Below are 20,080 nucleotides of genomic sequence, written 5' to 3' on the forward strand. Positions count from 1 at the left end.
CAATGGCAGCACAACAAATTCGCGCGTCAGCACCGATTTCGCGCACCCTGGTATTGCTGGCACAATACCTCATCGGCGGGATTGTGGCGCTGCTGGTGCTCATCCCGCTGGTCGCCACAGTGATCAACGGTTTTAAAGCGAATGCCGACCTGCTGACCAACCCGTTTGGCCTGCCCGAGCAATGGGTATACTCGAACTACACGAGCGTGCTGCAAAATCCCTCGTTCTGGCGGCAGATGGGCAACAGCACGCTGGTGATGCTGGCGACCGCACTGGGCGTGCTGATTGTGGCGAGCATGGCGGCGTTTGTGTTTGCGCGCTTGCAGTTTCGCGGCCGCGAGATTCTGTTCAACTTCTTCACGCTGGGCCTGCTCTTCCCGATTGCGGTGGCCATTCTGCCGCTGTATATCACGCTGCGCCAGGCCAACCTGGTCGATAGTCTGTGGGGCATTATTCTGCCGCAAATCGCCTTTGGCCTGCCCGGCAACATTCTGATTCTGCGCGGCTTCTTTTCGACCATCCCGCGCGAGCTGGACGAAGCGGCTGCAATCGACGGCTGCTCGCCGGTGGGTTTTTTCTGGCGCGTGCTGCTGCCGCTGATGCGCCCGGCGCTGGCGGCGGTGGCGGTGCTGACAATGGTTGGAAGCTGGAATAATTTCTTCCTGCCCTTGCTGGTGCTGAACAGCGAAAAGCTCTATACGCTGCCGCTGGGCATCATGCAGTTCCAGGGCCAGTTCGGCACCGACTGGGGGCGTGTGCTTTCGTTTGTGTCGCTGGCGCTGGTGCCGACGATTGTCTTCTACCTGCTGGCCGAGCGCCAGATCATCGCGGGCCTGACGGCGGGCGCGGTGAAGGGATAATTCTGCACAGCCCGAGGAAGCCGAAGTTTTACCGTAACCACGAAGACACGAAGGCACGAAGACAGAGAATGGAGCAGAAAACGCCAGGTTCTGCTCATCTCGCTCGGTGTCCTCGGTGCCCTCGGTGGCTCGATTCACGATGCACGCAGTTATAGGCGCACACGACTTCGTGTGTGATGGAAACAATCATGACGACGCTTACCACTGACCACACCGCGCCCTACCGCGATGCCACGCTGCCGGCGGCCGAGCGCGCGCGCGACCTGCTGGCGCGCATGACGCTCGACGAAAAGCTGGCGCAGCTTGGCAGCGCGTGGGTCTACGAGCTGCTGGCCGACGGGCAGCTTGCGCCCGCCAGGGCCGAGGCGATTATGGCGCATGGCATCGGGCAGATTACGCGCATTGGCGGGGCCAGCAGCGTGCGCCCCGACGACTCGGCGCGGCTGGCGAATGCCATCCAGCGCTTTCTGGTGGAAGAAACGCGCCTGGGCATCCCGGCGCTGGTGCATGAGGAATCGTGCAGCGGTTATATGGCGCGTGGCGCAACCTGCTTCCCGCAGATCATTGGCGCGGCCAGCACCTGGCAGCCCGATCTGGTCGAGGCGATGGGCGCGGTGATCCGCACGCAGATGCGCGCGGTCGGTGCGCACCAGGCGCTTGCCCCCGTGCTGGATGTGACGCGCGAGCCGCGCTGGGGCCGCACCGAAGAAACCTTTGGCGAAGACCCCTACCTGGTGTCGAACCTGGGCGCGGCCTTTGTGCGCGGCCTGCAAACTGCCGACGTGGCGCAGGGCATTATTGCCACTGCCAAGCACTTTGTCGGCTATGGCGCGTCGGAAGGGGGCATGAACTGGGCGCCCGCGCACATCCCCGCCCGTGAGCTGCGCGAGGTCTTCCTTTCGCCCTTTGAAGCCGCCATTCGTACCGCCGGCCTCGCCTCGGTGATGAACGCCTACCATGAGCTGGATGGCGTGCCCTGCGGCGGCTCGGCCTGGCTGCTGCGCGACGTGCTGCGCGGCGAGTTCGGCTTCGACGGCCTGGTCGTTTCCGACTACTTCGCGATTCATATGCTCGACCAGTACCACCACGTCGTGGCGGGCAAGGGCGAAGCCGCGCGCCTGGCGCTTGAGGTTGGCATGGATATCGAGCTGCCCGGCACCGACTGCTATGGCGCGCCGCTGCGCGAAGCCATCCAGACCGGTGCGGTGCCGCTTGAGCTGATCGACGAGACGGTTGAGCGCGTGCTGGCGATGAAGTTTCGTATGGGCGTGTTTGAGCAACCGTATGTGGCCGAAGAAGCCGCGCCGGCTGTGTTCGACACGCCCGAGCAGCGCGAGTTGGCCCGCGAGATCGCCCGCCAATCGGTGGTGCTGCTGCGCAACGAGGGCGGGCTGCTGCCCTTGCGCAAAGACCTTGCCTCCATTGCGGTGATTGGCCCGAACGCCGACACGGTGCGTCACCAGCTCAGCGATTATTCCTACCCCGCGCATATCGAAACGTTGCTGGAGCTGCTGGAACAGCCCGGCCAACTGCCGCAAACCCTGCCCGAAAAGGTCGAACTGACCGACATTGGCGTGCAGCTCGTGAGCGTGCTGGATGGTATTCGCGAGCAGGTTGGGCCGAACACACAGCTTCTGTATGCCAAGGGCTGCGACGTGCTCGGCGAATCGCAGGATGGGTTTGCCGAAGCGGTGGCGGCGGCGCGCGCCTCCGAGGTGGCGATTGTGGTGGTGGGTGACAAAGCCGGCCTGACCGATAGCTGCTCCAGCGGCGAATCGCGCGACCGCGCCGAGCTTGGCTTGCCGGGCGTGCAGGAGCAACTGGTGCGCGCCGTGGCCGAAACCGGCACGCCAGTGGTGCTGGTGCTAATGAACGGTCGCCCGCTGACGCTGCCGTGGATCGCCGAGCACATTCCCGCGCTGCTGGAAGTCTGGCTGCCCGGCGAAGAAGGCGGCAACGCCGTAGCCGACGTGCTGTTTGGCGACGCCAACCCCGGCGGCAAGCTGCCAATGAGCTTTCCGCGCAGCATCGGCCAGTTGCCGGTGTTTTACAACCACAAGCCTTCCGGCGGGCGCTCGCACTGGAAGGGCAACTATGTCGAAATGAGCACGAAGCCGCTGTTCCCGTTTGGCTTTGGGCTGAGCTATACCACCTTCGACTACGCGAACCTGCGCCTTAATCGCACGGAGATTGCGCCCGACGGGCAGCTCACCATCAGCATCGATATCACAAACAGCGGCGCGCGCGCAGGCGACGAAGTTGTGCAGCTCTACCTGCACGATGTGCAGGCCAGCGTCACCCGCCCGGTGAAGGAGCTGAAAGGCTTCCAGCGCATCACACTCGCGCCGGGCGAAACGCGCACCGTGCACTTCACGCTCGACGCGCGGCTGCTCGGCTTCTACGACCAGCGCATGGATTTTGTGGTCGAGCCGGGCGTGATCGCCGTGATGGTCGGCAGCTCGTCGGATGATATTCGTGCGCGGAGCGAGTTCACCATCACCGGCGCGACCACTACGATTGGCGAAAAAGTCTTTTTCAGCACCGCAAGCGTGCAATAGTCAGAAAATATGCGCAGTCGCGCAATTTCTGATTCGGACGCCGTGCTTTTTGCCTGCCCTTCGGCAAGCTCAGGAAGTTTGGCAGCAAGGTAATTTTGATCTTTTTTGTGTGCCGTTTTCCGCGCGTAGCGCGGAAAACGGCACACAAAGAAAAAAGAGTATTCTAAGGAGCCAGAATGGATTACACACCAAAAGCCGAGGATAAGTTCACGTTTGGCCTGTGGACGGTGGGCAACCCAGGGCGCGACCCGTTTGGCGAACCGGTGCGCCAGCCGCTCTCCGCCCCCGACATCGTCCACCTGCTCGCTGACGCTGGCGCGTATGGCGTCAACTTCCACGACAACGACCTCGTGCCAATCGACGCCACGCCCGCCGAGCGCGACCGCATTGTGCGCGACTTCAAGGCTGCGTTGCAGGAAACCGGGCTGGTCGTGCCGATGGCGACCACCAACCTGTTCACCGACCCGGCTTTCAAAGATGGCGCATTCACTGCCAACGACCCGGCCGTGCGCGCCTACGCCCTGCAAAAAACCATGCGCGCGATCGACCTGGGCGTGGAGTGCGGCGCAGGCGTGTATGTCTTCTGGGGCGGGCGCGAGGGCGTCGAGACCGACGCCGCCAAGGATCCGCTCGAAGCCACTAAGCGCTTTCGCGAGGCGCTCAACTTCCTGTGCGCCTACAGCAAGGACCAGGGCTACAATCTGAAGTTCGCGCTCGAACCCAAGCCAAACGAGCCACGCGGCGACATCTACCTCGCCACGGTCGGTCACGCGCTGGCGTTCATCCAAACGCTGGACGACCCGGCGATGGTTGGCGTGAACCCCGAGGTTGCGCACGAAACGATGGCCGGGCTGAACTTCCTCCACGGCGTGGCGCAGGCGTGGGACGCCGGCAAGCTGTTCCACATCGACCTGAACGACCAGGCGGTTGGGCGCTACGACCAGGATTTCCGCTTTGGCGCGGTGAACCTGAAGAGCGCGTTCTTTCTGGTGAAGTTCCTAGAAGACGTGGGCTACGCTGGCTCGCGGCACTTCGACGCGCACGCCTACCGCACCGAGGGCGTGGAAGGCGTGAAGGACTTTGCGCGCGGCTGCATGCGCACCTACCTGATCCTGAAGGAAAAGGCGCAGCAGTGGAACGCCGACAGCGAGATTCAGGCGCTGGCGCAGGACGTGCAGATGGCCGAGGGCGGCGCGGCGGTGCCTTCCTGGAGTGGCGGCTACAGCGCGGCGAATGCGTCGGCGCTGAAGGAGCACGCCTTTGATCGCAAGGCGCTTGGCGCGCGCAACCTCGCCTACGAGCGCATCGACCAGCTCACCGTCGATCTGCTGCTTGGCGTGCGGTAGAGGTTCAAAAATCCACAGATTACGCAGATTGCGCAGATTTAAGATACTATAATCTGTGTCATCTGCGTAACCTGCGGATTATTACCCGAACAACAAAGAGACACGAGACCACGACAAAAATCGTGTCTCGTGTCTCTTTTCTTTTGTTTCGGTGACGCGGCTGATTATTCGCCAAACATCTTTCGCCAGGGCGCGAGCAGCGCCTCGTCGATTGGCGTAGCGTCTTCCGCCTCAAGCAGCGCATCGATATCGGGCAGCGCATTGATCGCGTCGGCCAGATGTGTTAGCGCCATATCGAGTGCCAGATCGTGCGCCAGATCGTTTACGGCGTTGTTCACATTGCTGATCAGATCGTCGATTGGCGGCAAAATCAGCTCGGCGGGGCGCTGAGCCTCAGGCCGCCACGCCAGGTCGGCATCGGCGTTATGCGTGTGGATGCACAGCGTGCCCTTCCAGGCGCGTGTCATTAGCCAGTTCAGCGCGGCGCTGATCGTCTCGTCGACAGTGGCGTAGGGGCCAACCCAGGGCTGCGAAATCTTTTCGTTGCTAATCGCCCAGCCCCAGCCAGTCGCGGCGCGAGGATCGGGCGAAATAGTGACGCCAACCTCGGCAAGTGCCGCAAGAACCGCGCTATTGTTCTGGCTCATCGCTTTCCTCCACGCCTGTACTGTATGCCGCACGAATGTTGCCGTTACTGTAGCAAAATTCCCCGCCCGCGCCATCAGGTTCGAGATGGACGCCCGCCCCTTCTGAAGGAGTATTTCGTTCTCCGCCTTGCGTCCGCGCAGCCCCCGGAAGAAGATGCGGCTGCGTATGCCCGTTTGGATGAATAAACGGACGAAACGGGTGAATTTGGGCGAACCGCCGGGCGGCTTTTTGCGCCCCCGATTGCAGGAAGCCGATGCCAGTGCTACAATTCGGGCATTCCGCTCCACACGGAGGCCCAGCAGCATGGCTGATTCAACTGCCCAGGTTGTGATTATTGGCGCCGGCATCATGGGCGCTTCGATTGCATATCACCTCGCCGCGCGCGGCTGCACCAACATCTGCATTCTTGAGCAGGGCGAAACCGAGATCACCGGCTCGACGGCGCGCTCGGCGGCGGGCGTGCGCCACCAGTTTTCCAGCGAAGTCAATATTCGCATGTCGATCTATGGCATCGAGCGGATCAAACACTTTACAGAAGAAGTCGGCGGGCACGCCGAATTTCGCCAGATCGGCTACCTTTTTCTCATCAACAACCCCGCCGATTGGGAAGAATATCAGCGCAGCGTGGCCTTGCAGCGCAGCCTGGGCGTGCGCACCGAGCTGCTCACGCCCGAGGAGGCCGGGCGCTTTGTGCCGGGCACGCGCACCGACGACCTGCTTGGCGCGACCTACGGCCCCGAGGATGGGCATGTCGACCCGTATGGCATTGCGCTGGGCTACCTCAACCGCGCCCGTGCGCTGGGTGCACGCCTGCTGCGCGCCACGCCCGCCACCGGTATCCGCGTGGAAAACGGCCGCGCCACTGCGGTGGAAACGCCCGACGGCGCGATCTTCTGCGATGTGGTGGTGAACGCGGCTGGATCGTGGGCCGGGGAGGTTGGCGCGCTGGCCGGGCTGGACATTCCCGTCAAGCCCTACCGTCGCTGCGTGTTCATGACCGAACCGTTCGCGCACATCCCCGGCCCGGTGCCGCTCACCATCGACGTTGGCACGGGCTTCTACCTGCGTAAAGAGCAGCAGAACGTGCTGTTCGGCCAGTCGAACCCGGCGGAGCCGCCCAGCCATAACCTGCAGCTCGACTGGGACTGGTTCGACACAGTGCTGGAAAACGGCCTGGCGCGCTTCCCAATTCTGGAGCGGGCGGGGCTGGCCGAAAAGCTGTGCTGGGCGGGCTCCTACGAAATCACGCCCGACCACATGCCCATCCTGGGCCGCCACCCGGACCTGGCGAACTACGTCGACGCGAGCGGTTTCAGCGGGCATGGCATTATGCACTCGCCCGCCACCGGCCTGCTGATGGCCGAAGAAATCCTCGACGGGCGCGCCCACAGCATCAACATCGACGAGCTGCGCATCAGCCGTTTTGTGGCCCAGAAGCTGGCCTACGAGCGTAATATCGTGTGAAAGCATGGCCAAAACACTCCGCGAGCTGTTTGTCGACCGTGTTCGGCAGAGCGATATTTTCCGCAAAGTAATCGACGGCCAGGCGCGCCGCCAGGTGATGCTGATCACGGCTGCGGGCGGGCTTGGGAAATCGTGGCTGCTGCGGGTGTTTGCCGCCGAGGCGGCTAGCCGCGGGCTGCCAACCGTGCAGATCGATTTTGCCGATGGGCAGGCGTATGATGCGCTGAGCCTGGCGCTGCGCTGCCGCGACGCATTCGGCACGGAATATTTTGCCGCGCTGATGCGTGCGCTCGACGAGGCGACCACGGCGCGGGTGGCGCTGGCTGCGCAAGGTGGTGGAACGACCGGCCCGATCAATGTCAGCCTTGGCGATGGCAACACGCTCAGCAGCTCGCCCATCACCGTTTCCGACATCGGCACCACCGTGATTCGCGACAACTCCTTTGTGATCCAGACCGACAATCCCCTCGCGCGCCAGGCGCTGGAAGATCGCATCAACGCGGCGTTTTTCGAGTGCCTGACCGAGCTGTGCGGGCGCACGCGCGTGGTCTTTCTGTTCGATACCTACGAGCGCGCTTCGGTGGAAACCGAGCGCTGGGCACCAAGCGCGGCCGACCGCTGGGTGGTGAACCAGCTGCTGGCGCGTATTCGCGATGGCAAGTTGCCAAATGCCGCCGTGGTGCTGGCCGGCCGGCGCGTGCCCGAGTTTGGGATTGAGTGGAACGACGTGCTGGGCCGCGTGTCGCTGGAGCTGCTGGAGTGCAGCTATATCACCGAGTACTTGCGCGAGCGGCGCGGCCTCGCGGGCATCTCCGACGCGCAGGCGCAGGTGCTGTGCCAGGCGGTGGCGGGCAACCCGCAGGTGATGGGCCTGATTGGCGACAACCTTGAGCAGGCCAACAAGCCAGCCATGGCCGACGACGAGTGGTAGGGCGAAGGGCGTATGCAATACACCCAAACGCACTGGCGTATTGCACACCCAAACGCACTGGCGTATTGCATACCCAAACGCACTGGCGTATTGCATACGCCCACTGAGAAAATAATCCACAGATTGCGCAGATTTCGCAGATTATGGATGAGATTGCTGGACAACGAGAACCACGGAACCGGGAACCGCAGAACCAGGAACCAAGCAGTCGGCAGGTGGCAGTTGGCAGTGAGCGGTAAGCTATGCTCTGCAAACTTGCGAACCTGTAACTTTCAAACGTGCAACCTGCAAACTGTAAACTGCGCAGATTATGGACATATCATATCGTTGACAACTCCTGCCACAACTGAAGCGCAACCCGATGCATTGATTGCCGCGACCTTTGAGCGCGTGCTGGCCGAGGCCGGGCCGCGTCAGGCGGCGGTGCTGCGCCGCTGCGCCGTGCCGCACTGGTTCGATGCCGATGTGCTGGCGCTGCTGCGCGAGCGGCCCGACGGCAACGAGCGCGTGCTTGAGCAGCTTGCGGCCTATAGTTTTGTGCGGCCGGTTGGGCCGGGGCGCTACGCCTACCAGGAAGATGTGCGCGCCGCGCTGCTGGTTGCCTGGCGCGCCGAGCAGCCCGCAGAGCTGGCCGAACTGCACCGCCGCCTGTTCGCCCATTTCGCGGCGCGCGTGGCTGCCACCCCCGCCACCGACGTGCAGCTCCCGAACGCGAAAATTACCATGCGGCCAGCGGGCGACTGGGACTTGTGGATGCGTGAAGCCCTCTACCATCAGCTTCATGCCGAACCCGCCGCCGGGCTGGATGCCCTGCGCGCCGCCTTCGATGCCGCCGAGCGCGACTACCGCCTGGGCGACGCCGACGCGCTGCTGCTGACCGCCGCCGACGCCCCGCTCGACGCGGCGGGCGTGCAGTGGCTGCGCTACCTGCGCGCCCGGCTGGCGCGTGCCTCGCTGCGGCTGGACGACGCGGCCAGCCAGCTTGAAGCCCTGCTGAGCGAGGAAATTGCGCCGCCGCTGGCCGCCGCCGCCCGCAAGACCCTGGGCGAAACGCTGGCCGAAACGGGGCAGTGGGTACGCGCAATCGAGCTGTATCGCGAAAGCCTGAACTTCTACCGGGGCGCGGGCGAAAACGCGCTTGCCGCCGATGTGATGCTGCACCTGGGCGACGCCTACCGCGGCATGGGCCAAACCGCTGGCGGCTGGTATGTGCCCGCCTTTGCGAAAAACCCGCTGCTGCGCGGCCTGGGCGAAGCATGGTACTGGCTGCTTGGGCTGCCCTTCCGGCTGGTGGCGATTGTGCTGCGCCGCACCCCCTGGGCCTTGCCACGCCCGCAGCACCTGGCTTCCTACCAGAACTGGCTGATCGCGCGGATTTACCGCACTGCGCAGGACTGGTACGATCAGGCGCGGGCCGCCTACGCGGCACTGGGCGACGAGCGGGGCGTGCTTGCCGCCGAGCAGCAGCAGGCCGAAATTCTGATCCTGTTTGGCTATGCTGCCGACGCGCTGGCGCAGCTCGAAGCGCTGCGCGCCCGCCCAGCCGCGCAGGATATTTATCGCCGGCTGTGGCTCGAAACCTCAAGCGCGGCGGCACTGACCGACCTGGGCGATTTTGCGGGCGCGCAGCGCCTGCTGGCCGAGGTGCTGGCCGGCTTCCGGCAGGTTGGCGATGCGCGTGGCGAGGCGGCGGCGCTGGCGCTGCAAGGGCGCGCGGTTGCGGCTTCTGGCACGCCCGCCGAGGCGCTGGAGCTGTATCGCAGCAGCCTGGTGCGTTTTCGGGCGCTGCGCTACGTGGCGGCGCGCGAGCAGGCGCTTTACGCGCTGCGCGCCTGGCAGCGCACCAGTGGCCCCGGCGCGCTTTCCGACCAAATCAACGCGCTGCTGGACGCCGAGCCCGAAAAGCGCTATGTGGCGCGCTTCCCGCGCAGCCTGCTGCCGCAGATTCAGGCGCTGGTGGTGGGAGCGGTGCCGCTGACGCTCTTGCTGGCGGCGCTGGTTGCTCCAAGCACAGTGGTGCGGCGCATTGGTGGCAGCGCGCTGCTTGAGCAAGCGACCTTTTTCAACCTGTGGAATGTGCTGGCGCTGCTGGTGGCGATGGGCCTGCTGGGCCTGGGCATCTACGCGCTGGTGGGCCTGATGCTGATGTTCTTTATTCGGCTGGAAGCGCTGGAGCGCGAGCAACCCGACTACCTGATCACCAGCGAGCGCGGGATCACACGCTACGACTACCGTGGCGCGCTGGCGCTTGCAATGCGCTGGGACGACATCCGCCGCTGGCTGCGGGTCGACCGGCGGCTGTGGCAGCGCCCGCTGGCCCTGTTCTCGCTGACGCTGCTCGAGGCGGCTGATGGCAGCGACTTGCGGATCGACGGGATCACCGGCTGGTATAGCGGTTTGCAGCGCGACATTGCCCTGCACCTGCGCGATGCTGGCAACCCCGCCCGCGCCGAGGAACGCGGCCTGCGCCTGCTGCCGAGCCTGAGCGGCGCGTCGCTCCTGGTGGGCGTGCTGCTGCTGCTTGTGTGCATCTGGGCCGACAACCGCTGGAGCGAGGCGCTGTTGCAGGCCCTGCCACCCGAGCTGTACGCTTTTGTGAACATGCTGGCGTTTAGCGGGCTGCTGATCCTGCTGCCGCTGAGCTACTGGTTTGTGGCGCATCCGCTGGCGATTCACCGGCAGCTGGCGCTGCGCGAGCGCTGGCCGTGGCTGGTGGGCGCGGCCGGGCTGGGCGCGGTGCTGCTGTATGCCCTTGGCGGCGGCCGGGCGCTGCCGGTTGCGGCGCTGAATATTGGCTTGCTACTGTGGGGTAGCTACGCCCTGGCCGAAGCGGTGTATACGCTCTGGTTCCCGCGCCGGCCTGCGCCTGGTGTGGCGCTGGTTGTTGGCGCGGTGCTGCTTGCTGGTATTGCTTCCTTTCAACCTGTTTCGCAGCTTTACTACACCACGCTCAGCAAAACCTACACGCGCCAGGCCGACTATAGCGCGGCGGCGCAGGCTGGCTCAGATAGCCTGCCCGCGCCCGGCGTGATCCCCGGCCCGCAGGAACACGACGCCGGCACGGCCGCGAGCTGGCAGCAGATTGGCGATGCGCTGTATTTGCAGGGCAACTTTGCCGGCGCGGTGGAGGCCTACACGCGCGCGCTGCGCCTGCTGCCACCGGGAAACCTGAGCGCCGCCGAGCGCGAGCAGGCTGCGGTCATTTTGCTGAACCGCTCGCGCGCTCAGCAGAAACTTGGCTCACCTGGCTCTGCCCCTGCCCCGGCGCCCGGCGCGCAGAACGATGAAGCGGCTGCCTGCCAGCTCGCGCCGCAGCTGTGCAATCGGTAGAAACTAGCGCAGGCGGGTGAAGCGATTTTCGGTGCCGGCGCGCAGGCGCTGAATGTTTTCGCGGTGCAGGTACACCACAAACAGCGCGCTGAACCACACAAATGCGGCGTAGGCCAGCGGCAGCGCGCCCGCCAGGTAGAACAGCGTGCCGGCCACAATCACCACGGCGGCAGCGGTGAGCGAACCGACCGAGGAAATGCGCGTGATCATGAAGGCGACCGCCCACGCCGCAATGCCGATTGGCACGAGCAGGGGCGCGATTGCCAGCAGCACGCCGCCGCTGGTTGCCACGGCCTTGCCGCCCTTGAAGCCGAGGAAGATCGGGAAGGTGTGACCGAGCACCGCCGCCATACCCGTCAGCACAATCACCACAAACTGGCCGGGCAGCAGCCAGCGCGCCGCCAGGGTCGGCAACATCCCTTTCAGCATGTCGAGCACAGCGGCGACCACAAACGGCCCGAAGCCTGCCGAGCGCCACACATTCGCGCCGCCGATGTTGCCGCTGCCGACGGTGCGCAGATCGACGCCGCGCGCGCGCGCCACCAGAAAGCTGAATGGCACCGAGCCGGCCAGGTAGGCGGCAATGATCAGGCCGGCCGCCAGCAGCAGTTGCGAGGTCGCCATCACCGTTCTCCTTCAGGGTTATGCCATTAGCTTTTTGCCCGCCGCGCGACTTCGGCCAGCAGCCGGTCGGGCTGGCGGCGAAATTCGTCCCAGGGCGTTTGCCCGCTGGCGATCGCCTGTAATATTTCCCAGAGCGCGCGATTGACTGGCGCGGCCATGCCAATTGCGGCAGCGGCGCTGGCCACTGCGCCATACAGAAATTCGCCTTCCGAGCGCGAATTGCCACGCGCCAGGTCGAGCTGAAGCGAGGGTGGCTTGCGACCGCGCCCACCCGCCACCACGCGCCGCAGGATCGGGTCGAGCAGCGGCGCGGGAACCGTGCGCATGGCTGTGGCAAGCAGCGCGGCCGGGTAGCGCGGCAGGTTCACCGGCGCAATGCCGAGCCGGCGCATCACGGCCAGGGCCTCGCGAAAAGCGCGCCGCTCCAGCGCCAGCAGGTGGCGGTTGGCATATACCTCGGCCACGCTCATGTCGAGAATGGCGGCGGTGGCATTGCCCAGCATATTCAGCAGCGCCTTCGACCACTTCAGGGCGCGGTAGTCGCTCGCTTCGGTGATGGCGAAGCCAGCCACGCCAAACTGGCTGGCGGCCTGCGTGGCAGCGGCGCGCGCGCCCGGCCCCATGGGCGCAATGCCAATGCCGCCCGCCTTGGTCACCGCAATTCGGCCGGGCGCTTCCACCTCCACCGATGTCGTGATCGCCCCGCTAACCACCCGGTCGGCACCAAACTGCGCGGCTAATAGTTCTTCGTTGCCGATGCCGTTTTGCAGCGTCAGGACGTACAATGGCTGGAGCGCGGCCAGTGTGGGCAGCGCGCCGGGGGTGTCGTAGCCCTTCACGCACAGGATCGCAAACTCGGGTGGCTGGTCGGCTGGCGCAAGCTCGGCGGGGCTGGTGATCGTCGTGATTTGGTCGACAACCTGCACCTGCCCATCGGCGCTGATGCGCAGCCGCTGCTGTGCCAGCGTTTCGGCCAAAGCGGGGCGGGCCAGCAACACGACGCGCTGGCCGGCCTGGGCCAGGCGCCCGGCCACCAGCAGGCCAATTGCGCCAGCGCCAACCACAACGATAGCCATGCGCTTCCTTTCTTTCGGCGGGCGGTGCCCACGCCTTTGCATCGGGCGTGTATAGTACAGCATCTCTTTTGATTGCGCCAGCGTTATACTCTACGGAAGCAGAACACAGGCAGTTTTGTTATAAAATCTTCACTTGCAACCATTCGACGTCGTACAGTAGAATACTATGGTTGCGCGTCGTTCGTTGGGTATTTTAGAGCCAACCATCTGCGCAACCAGAAATTATCACGACATCGTTTATATTTCCTGTGTGAAAATAATTTATTTGGGCTTCCATGAGTGCCTAACGTCCGCCGCCCGTATATGTTCAAAGAAAGAGTTGTATGAAGCGATTTGCTTTGCTGCTGCCGGTTTGTCTGCTCGCCCTTGCAATGCTGCCCGCCGCAGCAGGCGCAGCGCCCCGGCCGCGGCCCGGCACGGTTGCCGGTGAACTCATCCTCAAACTTCAGCCCGGTGCCACGCTAACCGAGGCCGGGCACGCGCTTGGCGCGGATGTCGATCTGCTGAACGCGCTGCTTGGCAGCAGCGGCACAACCGAAGCGCAAGAGCTGGGCGCGCAGAGCAATACCTACCGCGTGCGCGTCGGCGCTGGCACCGACATTGGCCGGCTTGTGGCCGCGCTGTCGCGCCAGCCGGGTGTGGCCTATGCCGAAGCGAACCACCTGCGCACGGCAATGCGCACGCCCAACGACCCGGTGATTACGCAGCAGTGGGCGCTGGCCGATATTCACGCCTACGAAGCGTGGGATATCACTACGGGCGGCAACATCACCATTGCGCTGCTCGATACTGGCGTGTCGCGCTCGCACCCCGATCTGTCGGGCAAGCTGCTGCAGGGCTACGATTTCTATAACAACGACAACGACCCGAGCGACGACGAAGGCCACGGCACCTACACCGCCGGTGTGGCCGCGGCCAGCAGCGACAACGGCACCGGCATTGCTGGCATCTGCTGGGGCTGCAAAATCCTGCCGATCAAGGTGCTGGGCAGCCGCGGCCAGGGCGACGACGCGACCATCGCGCAGGGCGTCCGCTGGGCAGTCGATCAGGGTGCGCGCATTATTAGCATGAGCCTGGGCGGCCCCGACGATACCGAGGTGATGCGCGATGCCGTGCAGTACGCGCGCGACCGCAACGCGCTGGTCATCGCGGCCTCGGGCAATGGCCAGGCCGAAGGCAATGCGCCCAACTACCCGGCCGCCTACCCAAGCGTGCTGGCGGTGTCGGCCACTAACAGCAACGACGGCGTCACTGGCTTTTCCACCACTGGCAGCTTTGTCGATATTGCCGCGCCGGGCGTGGGCCTGTGGAGCACCATCTGGCGGCCCGGCCAGGGCGATAGCTATGGCGTTGAGAATGGCACCTCGGCTTCGTGCCCGCATGTTGCAGGCGCGGCGGCGCTGGCGCTGACCCTGCGCCCCGACCTGAACGTCGACCAGCTGGCTGAGCTGCTGGAGCTTGGCGCCGACGACCAGGGCGCGCCCGGCAAAGACCCCGAATATGGCTATGGCCGGCTCAACCTGCTGCGCACCGTGCAGCTCGCCGCCGACCCGAATATTCTGAACCGCTCGGCCATCCAGGGCGTCGTGACGGGCGGGCAGAGCGGGCAGGTCACGGTGTCGCTGAGCAGCGGCCAGCAAACCCAGCCCGACAGCACCGGCTTTTACCGCTTCGATAACCTGCCGGCTGGCGCGTACACCGTGACGGTGAGCGGGGCGGGCGGTGTGGCGAACGCGCAGCAAGCCTGGCTGACCGGCACACCCCTGAGCGTCGCCACGCTGAACTTCAGCTTTGCGCCCGACGCCTCGCAGTCGTTTGCGACGGTTGGCACGCCCAGCGATGGCGCGGCCTACTTCCCGGAAACCGGCCACACGTTGCGCGGCACCTTCCTGAGCTACTGGAACACCCATGGCGGCCTGCCGATCTTCGGCTACCCCACCAGCGAAGAGTTTACCGAGCGCGGCGAAGATGGGCGCGACTATGTCGTGCAATATTTCGAGCGCCACCGCTTCGAGCTGCACCCCGAAAATGCGCCGCCGTATAACGTGCTGCTCACCCGCCTGGGCGATGCGATCTTGCAGCTTGGCGGGCGCAGCTGGTACGATTTCCCCAAGGCCGCTGCCAAACCCGGCTGTGTGTTCTTCGAGGCGACCGGCCACAGCCTGTGCGAGCCATTCCTGAGCTACTGGCGCACGCATGGCCTCGAGCTGGATGGGCGCAGCGGCAAAACCTATGCCGAAAGCCTTGCGCTGTTTGGCGCGCCACTTTCCGAGCCGCAGGTTGAAACGTTGAGCGACGGCAACCCGTACATTGTGCAGTGGTTCGAGCGTGCGCGCTTTGAAAGCCACGGCGACGCGGGCGTGCTGCTTGGCTTGCTTTCGAACGAGCTGACCACCGCGCGCGGCTGGCGTCGCTAGCACCGTAAACGTTGGGCGGCTCGCGCTTGGGCCGCCCAAGCCAATTCTCACTACGCATTTCTTTTTTGCAATGTCGCCCTCTTTTGAAATCCCGGGCCGCGCCATGGCCGCGCGCTCTGGGCTTGCCTGCGCATATCTTGTTTTCACGCATTGTAGTGATAGCGTTTGTGAACAGGAAGTGGCGCGCTCGAAGCGGTATCGCAGCGGTACTTACGCGACCAGTGGTGGAGGAACTGGCCGAACTGCCCTGTAAAAGTGATGGGGACCGCTGTTTCAATAAAAGAAAACGTATCTGCCCTACATTGAGGAGTTTGATGATGATTCGATCCCGATTTTCAGGCATTGCGGTGCTTGTTGCGATTTTTGCCGCGATGCTGGCGGTGGCACCCTATGGCAGCGCGCAGGCCCAAACCAGCCAGCGCTGCTTTGCTGAAACCAACCAGTGTATTGATGGGCGCATCCGCGAGTTCTGGGAGCAGAATGGCGGGCTGCCGGTGTTTGGTTTGCCGGTGACCCCGCTGCAGGTGGAAACGATTGAAGGCCGCCAGCTGCAGGTGCAGTGGTTCGAGCGCAACCGCCTCGAGCTGCACCCCGAGAATGGCCGCCCCTACGACGTGCTGCTGGGCCGCCTGGGCGCCGACCGCCTGGCGCAGCAGGGCCGCGATCCCTTCACCTTCTCGAAGACGCCTGCGCAGAATGGCTGCCGCTTCTTCTCGGAAACCGGCCACAATGTCTGCGGCGACATCCTGAAGGCGTGGCGCGCCAGCGGGCTTGAGTTCGATGGCAAGAAGGGCAAAACCGAAGCCGAGAACCTGGCGCTGTTTGGCCTGCCGCTGAGCGACCCGGCGATCGAGACGCTGAGCGACGGCAAGCAGTACACGGTGCAGTGGTTCGAGCGCGCGCGCTTTGAGCTGCATCCCGAGAATGCCGCCCCGTATAACGTCCTGCTTGGCCTGCTGGGCAACGAGATCCGCTCGAACACCGCAGCCGCCGCGCCCACGCCTGCGCCCGCCCCGGCCGACCCCTGCGCCGACGTGCCCGACCCAGTCAATGGTCGCATCCGCCCGGCCAAGTGTGTCAAAGCCGGCACGCGCATGTCGATGGATGTGTTTGGCTTCAAGCCGAACGACAAGGTTGGCTACTGGCTGACCGCGCCCGACGGCAGCGTGTTCGGCACCGTGCAGACCGAGGACATCGGCCCGACTGGCGAGGTGAACAACCTGCGCTTCAACACCGATGAAATGCCGGCCGGCCTGTGGTTCTGGGTATTCCAGAGCTCGACCGACAGCAAGCAGACCTCGATCATCTACTTCAAGATCCTGCCGGAGTAGAAGCAATCTGCTGGTACCACGCCTGGGGAAAGGCTGGATACTGAGTGGGGTTCGGGGGCGGCATTGCCGCCCCCGAATTTTCTTTTCTGGCGCTGCGCCCGGCTTGGCCGAAGCGCAGCGCCAGAAACAAAACTAATCAGCTCGGGCGAATGCATCAGCGATCAATTCCTGCAAAACATTTCTGTCCACATCCGCCAGTTTCTTAATATACAAGCATACCTTGGCGGTTTTATATTTGCCAAGTTTCCTGAGCAGCGGGTTCTCGGTGTCGTCGCCCACACCAATATACAGCGTAATATTCTGTTTGCGGGGCGAAAACGCGATCTGCGGCATATCGCCTTCCCGCCCACTTTCATACGCATAGTGATACGAGCCAAAGCCAATAATGGCAGATCCCCACATTTTTGGCTCTTTCTTTGTCACCTGCCGCATCATTTCTATGATCTCAAAACAATCTTTGCGCTTCTGCTCGCCGTCAACAGTGCTCAAAAATTCCTCAACGCTTGCATCGTTCACTTTGGTTTTAATGTCGGCCATTGTTGCCTTCCTTACGCATATTGCAATATAGCGTGAAGCGAGCTTCTGCAAACGGCAGCCACCAAAGGTTTCCAAACTTCACGAACAGTAAAGCGTATTCCGATCAAGCGCAACCTTGCCTTAAAATGTATACAGATCTTCGAAAGTATCCTGGGAAGATCTGTACAGTGATACTTCGCTTCGATCAAGAAGAAACATTTCTGAAAACTTGTTTGAAATAAGAGTAGAATTTTCTTTCATTACAGCCACACATGATTTATATTTGGCCTTTATGGGTGGAAAAGAAGCGTAAGGGATGTGGATTTGCGACACAAAACTGCAATCGTTATCGGTTGGCGTAAACGCGCTGCTATTATAAATATATTCCGGTTGCGTGCTTGCAACAGAAGCATATCTGGATGGCTTAGTTGCTTGGCGAACGAATTGCTCGTGCTCGTCAGTGATCACAAGCAGAATACTGCCAGTTTTATTCCTGAAATATTTAACGGAAAAAGTGATTTCAAAAGTAATGCCAATGCTGTAAATAACCCCGGCACCATGGTACAGCACAATCGCATCAATTGATGCTTCTGGAGCTATTTCGAACCCAAAATGAGCCGCACGAAGCTTATCATATTCCTGGCGACGGGATGCATTTAATAGTATATCACGTGCTTCATTGAGATATTTCATAAATGTAGGGGCCGCAGGATCGCGATTTATATCCGGATGATACTTTTTAACCAGCGCCCGGTACGCATCTTTAATAGATGCCTGCCCTGCGTTGGGATCTACACCGAGAATTTGATAATAATCGCGAAGCGAGGGGGACATAGAACTTCTCTTTCTATTTATCGAAAGATCAGCGATGCGCTGTTATTTAGTGCTCAGGCGATGGGTGTGCGGTAAATTATACCATGTCGTAGCAGCTTGAAATTCTGTGCTGTCACTCCTTTCTGCGCAGGCTTTTCAATGCAAGCAGAAAAGCCTGCGCAGCCGCTACGCTTACTCCCCTGAAGCGATCCGCGCCCTCGCGCCCAGCAGCCAGTCTACGCCGCGTCGTAGCGATTGCGCAGCTCGGGGTTGCGCCGCAGCCGATCCAGCAGGTTGCGCTTGGCGGCATACACCGCGCTGATATCGGGGAACGCGCCCGGGTGCTGCGCCAAAATCTGGCGCGGCGGCACGCCGTTGATAATCGCCTCGCGCAGCACAATCTGCTCCTGCGGCGAGTCCACCAGCGCATCGAGCAGCTTCCACAGCTCTGCATAAGCAATCCGGCTGATCGCTTCTTCGCCCGGGTGGCAGCACGCACCGCCCTCGATCTGGCGCAGCCGTTCCTGGTTGCGCTGCACGCGCGCGCAGTCGATGATCGTGCTGCGCACACACATGCGCAGGTAGGCCATCAGCGCCGCAACCGACGGGAAGGTTACGAACTGCTCGGGCGTAAGCGCGGCCCACGCGCGCGCCAGCGCCTGGTCGGCCAGATCTTCGTTGAAATCGGTGATCGGCACGCTGGCGCGGTAGCGATGCGCCCAGGCGATCATCAGCGGGCGGAAACGTTCGGCAATTTCGCCCCAGGCGTCGGAATTGCGCTCGAAAATCGCCCGGTGGAACGTTTGATAGATAGGATCGCTCTGCATATTCATTAATCTCCATCCGCAGCCTCATTCGGGAAGAATGCGGGCGCGCTATACTCGTGTTGTGACCCTACGATTACGCATCGTACTCCTCCGTCACTCCCAAGTGTCGTATGCCGAACTCCGAATTTCACTCCGATCTTTCGGAGGGGAGGTCGTCTATCATGGTCAGGCCAAAGGAATTTGGGAACATGCTGACTGAGGCGGTGCGCCAGATCGCCATCCACGAACGGAAAGCCATTCAGATCGTGCAGGATGAACTTGGCTACGGGCTGGAGCGCGAAAGCGGCGGCTCGGTGATCGAGTACTGGCGCAAGGGCCACATTCCGCGGCCTGGCGATTTCGAGCAGCTGGCGCGCCTGATTGCTGCGCGCGCCAGGCTGCCACGCGAGTGGATGGAGCGGTTTGCGCACTGTGGCGATGCTGAAAATCCCAGCGCGCTGTGCGATGCCCTGTACCCGCCTGCAGACCGATATGCCCGCCCCGCCACCCCGCCGAAACAGGCGGTGCTGGTTGAGCTGGCGCCGTTTGTGGTTGGCCCGCCGATCACGCATTGCGCGCAGTTCTTTGGGCGCGAAGCCGAGCTGAAGCGAATGTTCGACGGCCTGAGCCGCCTGCCGCTGGCGAACGTCGCAATTGTGGGGGCGCAGCGCAGTGGCAAAACCTCGCTGCTGCATTACATGAAAAACATTACGCGGGCGGCGCCGGGGCTGCTGCGCGCCGGCCAGCGCACCGACTGGCTCAGGAAACCCGAGCAGTACCGTTGGGTGTTTGTCGATTTTCAGGATATTCGGATGTGCCGGCAGGAAAGCCTGCTGCGCTATATCCTGACCGAGCTGGGCTTTCCGATCCCGTCGCCGTGTACACTGATGCATTTTATGGACGCGATGATCGATAACATACGCCAGCCGACGGTAGTGATGTTTGATGAGCTTGAGGCCGCGCTGGCCGCGCCCGAGCTGGATTTGACGTTCTGGTGGAGCTTGCGCTCGCTGGGCGCCAACCAGTCGGCTGGCCTGCTGAGCTTTATCATCGCGTCGAAAGACACACCCGATGTCCAGGCCAGCAGCTACGGCAAGCCGTCGCCCTTCTTCAATATCTTTCAGCGCATGAACCTGGGCCCAATTGCGGTTGCCGCAGCCAACGAGCTGCTCGACCGTTCGCCACGCCCTTTCCCTGCCGCTGAGCGGGCGTGGATCATCGAGCAAAGCGGCTGCTGCCCGGCGCTGCTGCAGATCCTGGCGACTGCCCTGCTGGAAGCGCTGGAATCGGGCGATACAAGCGGCTGGCGCGACGAGGGGTTGCGCCGTGTCGCGCCATATCGCAGCCTGAAAGGGTAAGC

15 protein-coding genes are annotated in these 20,080 nt (G+C 63.0%); 9 read left to right on the plus strand and 6 right to left on the minus strand.

The window, feature by feature from the left end; genetic code table 11:
* Positions 1–2: 2 nt before the first annotated feature.
* From M1P90_RS27665 to xylA, 3 genes are all read left to right on the plus strand, one after another.
* On the plus strand, positions 3–860 hold the full coding sequence (locus M1P90_RS27665) for a carbohydrate ABC transporter permease (protein ID WP_483698893.1): 858 nt from the start codon (positions 3–5) through the stop codon (positions 858–860).
* Between the two features lie 188 nt (positions 861–1,048).
* On the plus strand, positions 1,049–3,418 hold the full coding sequence (locus M1P90_RS27670; RefSeq protein ID WP_483698894.1) for a glycoside hydrolase family 3 N-terminal domain-containing protein: 2,370 nt from the start codon (positions 1,049–1,051) through the stop codon (positions 3,416–3,418).
* Between the two features lie 176 nt (positions 3,419–3,594).
* The gene (gene xylA / locus M1P90_RS27675; RefSeq protein ID WP_483698896.1) at positions 3,595–4,764 is read left to right on the plus strand and encodes a xylose isomerase; all 1,170 of its coding nucleotides are present in this window, start codon (positions 3,595–3,597) and stop codon (positions 4,762–4,764) included.
* Between the two features lie 164 nt (positions 4,765–4,928).
* Here xylA and M1P90_RS27680 read toward each other — a convergent pair whose 3' ends face one another.
* Positions 4,929–5,411, minus strand: coding sequence for a hypothetical protein (locus tag M1P90_RS27680; protein ID WP_483698897.1), 483 nt, complete (start codon positions 5,409–5,411; stop codon positions 4,929–4,931).
* 304 nt (positions 5,412–5,715) lie between these two features.
* On the opposite strand from M1P90_RS27680, the gene M1P90_RS27685 reads away from it, so the two are divergent.
* The 3 genes from M1P90_RS27685 to M1P90_RS27695 all read left to right on the plus strand — a co-directional run bounded on the left by M1P90_RS27685 (position 5,716) and on the right by M1P90_RS27695 (position 11,137).
* Entirely contained in the window at positions 5,716–6,876 is a 1,161-nt protein-coding gene (locus M1P90_RS27685) for an NAD(P)/FAD-dependent oxidoreductase (RefSeq protein ID WP_483698898.1), read from the plus strand.
* 4 nt (positions 6,877–6,880) lie between these two features.
* Positions 6,881–7,807, plus strand: coding sequence for a hypothetical protein (locus M1P90_RS27690; protein ID WP_483698899.1), 927 nt, complete (start codon positions 6,881–6,883; stop codon positions 7,805–7,807).
* 327 nt (positions 7,808–8,134) lie between these two features.
* Entirely contained in the window at positions 8,135–11,137 is a 3,003-nt protein-coding gene (locus tag M1P90_RS27695) for a tetratricopeptide repeat protein (protein WP_483698900.1), read from the plus strand.
* Between the two features lie 3 nt (positions 11,138–11,140).
* Here the strand turns inward: M1P90_RS27695 and plsY are convergent, their stop codons facing one another.
* Positions 11,141–11,761 carry a glycerol-3-phosphate 1-O-acyltransferase PlsY gene (gene plsY / locus M1P90_RS27700; RefSeq protein ID WP_483698901.1) on the minus strand — a complete coding sequence of 207 codons (621 nt, stop codon included), beginning with the start codon at positions 11,759–11,761 and terminating at the stop codon, positions 11,141–11,143.
* A gap of 26 nt (positions 11,762–11,787) precedes the next feature.
* Positions 11,788–12,837 (minus strand): ketopantoate reductase family protein, encoded by a 1,050-nt coding sequence (locus tag M1P90_RS27705; RefSeq protein ID WP_483698903.1) that lies wholly within the window; start codon positions 12,835–12,837, stop codon positions 11,788–11,790.
* Positions 12,838–13,160: 323 nt separating this feature from the next.
* Here M1P90_RS27705 and M1P90_RS27710 point away from each other — a divergent pair, with 323 nt between their 5' ends.
* Together M1P90_RS27710 and M1P90_RS27715 are read left to right on the plus strand one after the other, a co-directional pair.
* Positions 13,161–15,254, plus strand: coding sequence for a S8 family serine peptidase (locus M1P90_RS27710; RefSeq protein ID WP_483698905.1), 2,094 nt, complete (start codon positions 13,161–13,163; stop codon positions 15,252–15,254).
* A 314-nt stretch (positions 15,255–15,568) separates the two neighbouring features.
* Positions 15,569–16,585: a hypothetical protein gene (locus M1P90_RS27715; RefSeq protein WP_483698906.1), complete on the plus strand. Its 1,017-nt coding sequence runs from the start codon at positions 15,569–15,571 to the stop codon at positions 16,583–16,585.
* Positions 16,586–16,717: 132 nt separating this feature from the next.
* Here the strand turns inward: M1P90_RS27715 and M1P90_RS27720 are convergent, their stop codons facing one another.
* From M1P90_RS27720 to M1P90_RS27730, 3 genes are all read right to left on the minus strand, one after another.
* Complete coding sequence (locus tag M1P90_RS27720; RefSeq protein WP_483698907.1) at positions 16,718–17,122, minus strand: DUF1801 domain-containing protein; 405 nt, start codon at positions 17,120–17,122, stop codon at positions 16,718–16,720.
* A 120-nt stretch (positions 17,123–17,242) separates the two neighbouring features.
* The gene (locus M1P90_RS27725; RefSeq protein ID WP_483698908.1) at positions 17,243–17,935 is read right to left on the minus strand and encodes a J domain-containing protein; all 693 of its coding nucleotides are present in this window, start codon (positions 17,933–17,935) and stop codon (positions 17,243–17,245) included.
* 215 nt (positions 17,936–18,150) lie between these two features.
* On the minus strand, positions 18,151–18,741 hold the full coding sequence (locus tag M1P90_RS27730) for a sigma-70 RNA polymerase sigma factor region 4 domain-containing protein (protein WP_483698909.1): 591 nt from the start codon (positions 18,739–18,741) through the stop codon (positions 18,151–18,153).
* A gap of 188 nt (positions 18,742–18,929) precedes the next feature.
* Between M1P90_RS27730 and M1P90_RS27735 the strand changes: the two genes are divergently transcribed.
* A complete protein-coding gene (locus M1P90_RS27735) occupies positions 18,930–20,078 on the plus strand; it encodes an ATP-binding protein (RefSeq protein WP_483698910.1) in 1,149 nt (382 codons plus the stop codon).
* The last annotated feature ends 2 nt before the right edge of the window (positions 20,079–20,080 follow it).

The organism is Kouleothrix sp. 19917 (assembly GCF_057073505.1).

Bases quoted from the DNA above. Each gene is read 5' to 3' on its own strand.
- M1P90_RS27665 (WP_483698893.1), top strand. From the start codon at position 3: ATGGCAGCACAACAAATTCGCGCGTCAGCACCGATTTCGCGCACCCTG.
- M1P90_RS27670 (WP_483698894.1), top strand. From the start codon at position 1,049: ATGACGACGCTTACCACTGACCACACCGCGCCCTACCGCGATGCCACG.
- xylA (WP_483698896.1), top strand. From the start codon at position 3,595: ATGGATTACACACCAAAAGCCGAGGATAAGTTCACGTTTGGCCTGTGG.
- M1P90_RS27680 (WP_483698897.1), bottom strand. From the start codon at position 5,411: ATGAGCCAGAACAATAGCGCGGTTCTTGCGGCACTTGCCGAGGTTGGC.
- M1P90_RS27685 (WP_483698898.1), top strand. From the start codon at position 5,716: ATGGCTGATTCAACTGCCCAGGTTGTGATTATTGGCGCCGGCATCATG.
- M1P90_RS27690 (WP_483698899.1), top strand. From the start codon at position 6,881: ATGGCCAAAACACTCCGCGAGCTGTTTGTCGACCGTGTTCGGCAGAGC.
- plsY (WP_483698901.1), bottom strand. From the start codon at position 11,761: ATGGCGACCTCGCAACTGCTGCTGGCGGCCGGCCTGATCATTGCCGCC.
- M1P90_RS27705 (WP_483698903.1), bottom strand. From the start codon at position 12,837: ATGGCTATCGTTGTGGTTGGCGCTGGCGCAATTGGCCTGCTGGTGGCC.
- M1P90_RS27710 (WP_483698905.1), top strand. From the start codon at position 13,161: ATGAAGCGATTTGCTTTGCTGCTGCCGGTTTGTCTGCTCGCCCTTGCA.
- M1P90_RS27715 (WP_483698906.1), top strand. From the start codon at position 15,569: ATGATGATTCGATCCCGATTTTCAGGCATTGCGGTGCTTGTTGCGATT.
- M1P90_RS27720 (WP_483698907.1), bottom strand. From the start codon at position 17,122: ATGGCCGACATTAAAACCAAAGTGAACGATGCAAGCGTTGAGGAATTT.
- M1P90_RS27725 (WP_483698908.1), bottom strand. From the start codon at position 17,935: ATGTCCCCCTCGCTTCGCGATTATTATCAAATTCTCGGTGTAGATCCC.
- M1P90_RS27730 (WP_483698909.1), bottom strand. From the start codon at position 18,741: ATGCAGAGCGATCCTATCTATCAAACGTTCCACCGGGCGATTTTCGAG.
- M1P90_RS27735 (WP_483698910.1), top strand. From the start codon at position 18,930: ATGCTGACTGAGGCGGTGCGCCAGATCGCCATCCACGAACGGAAAGCC.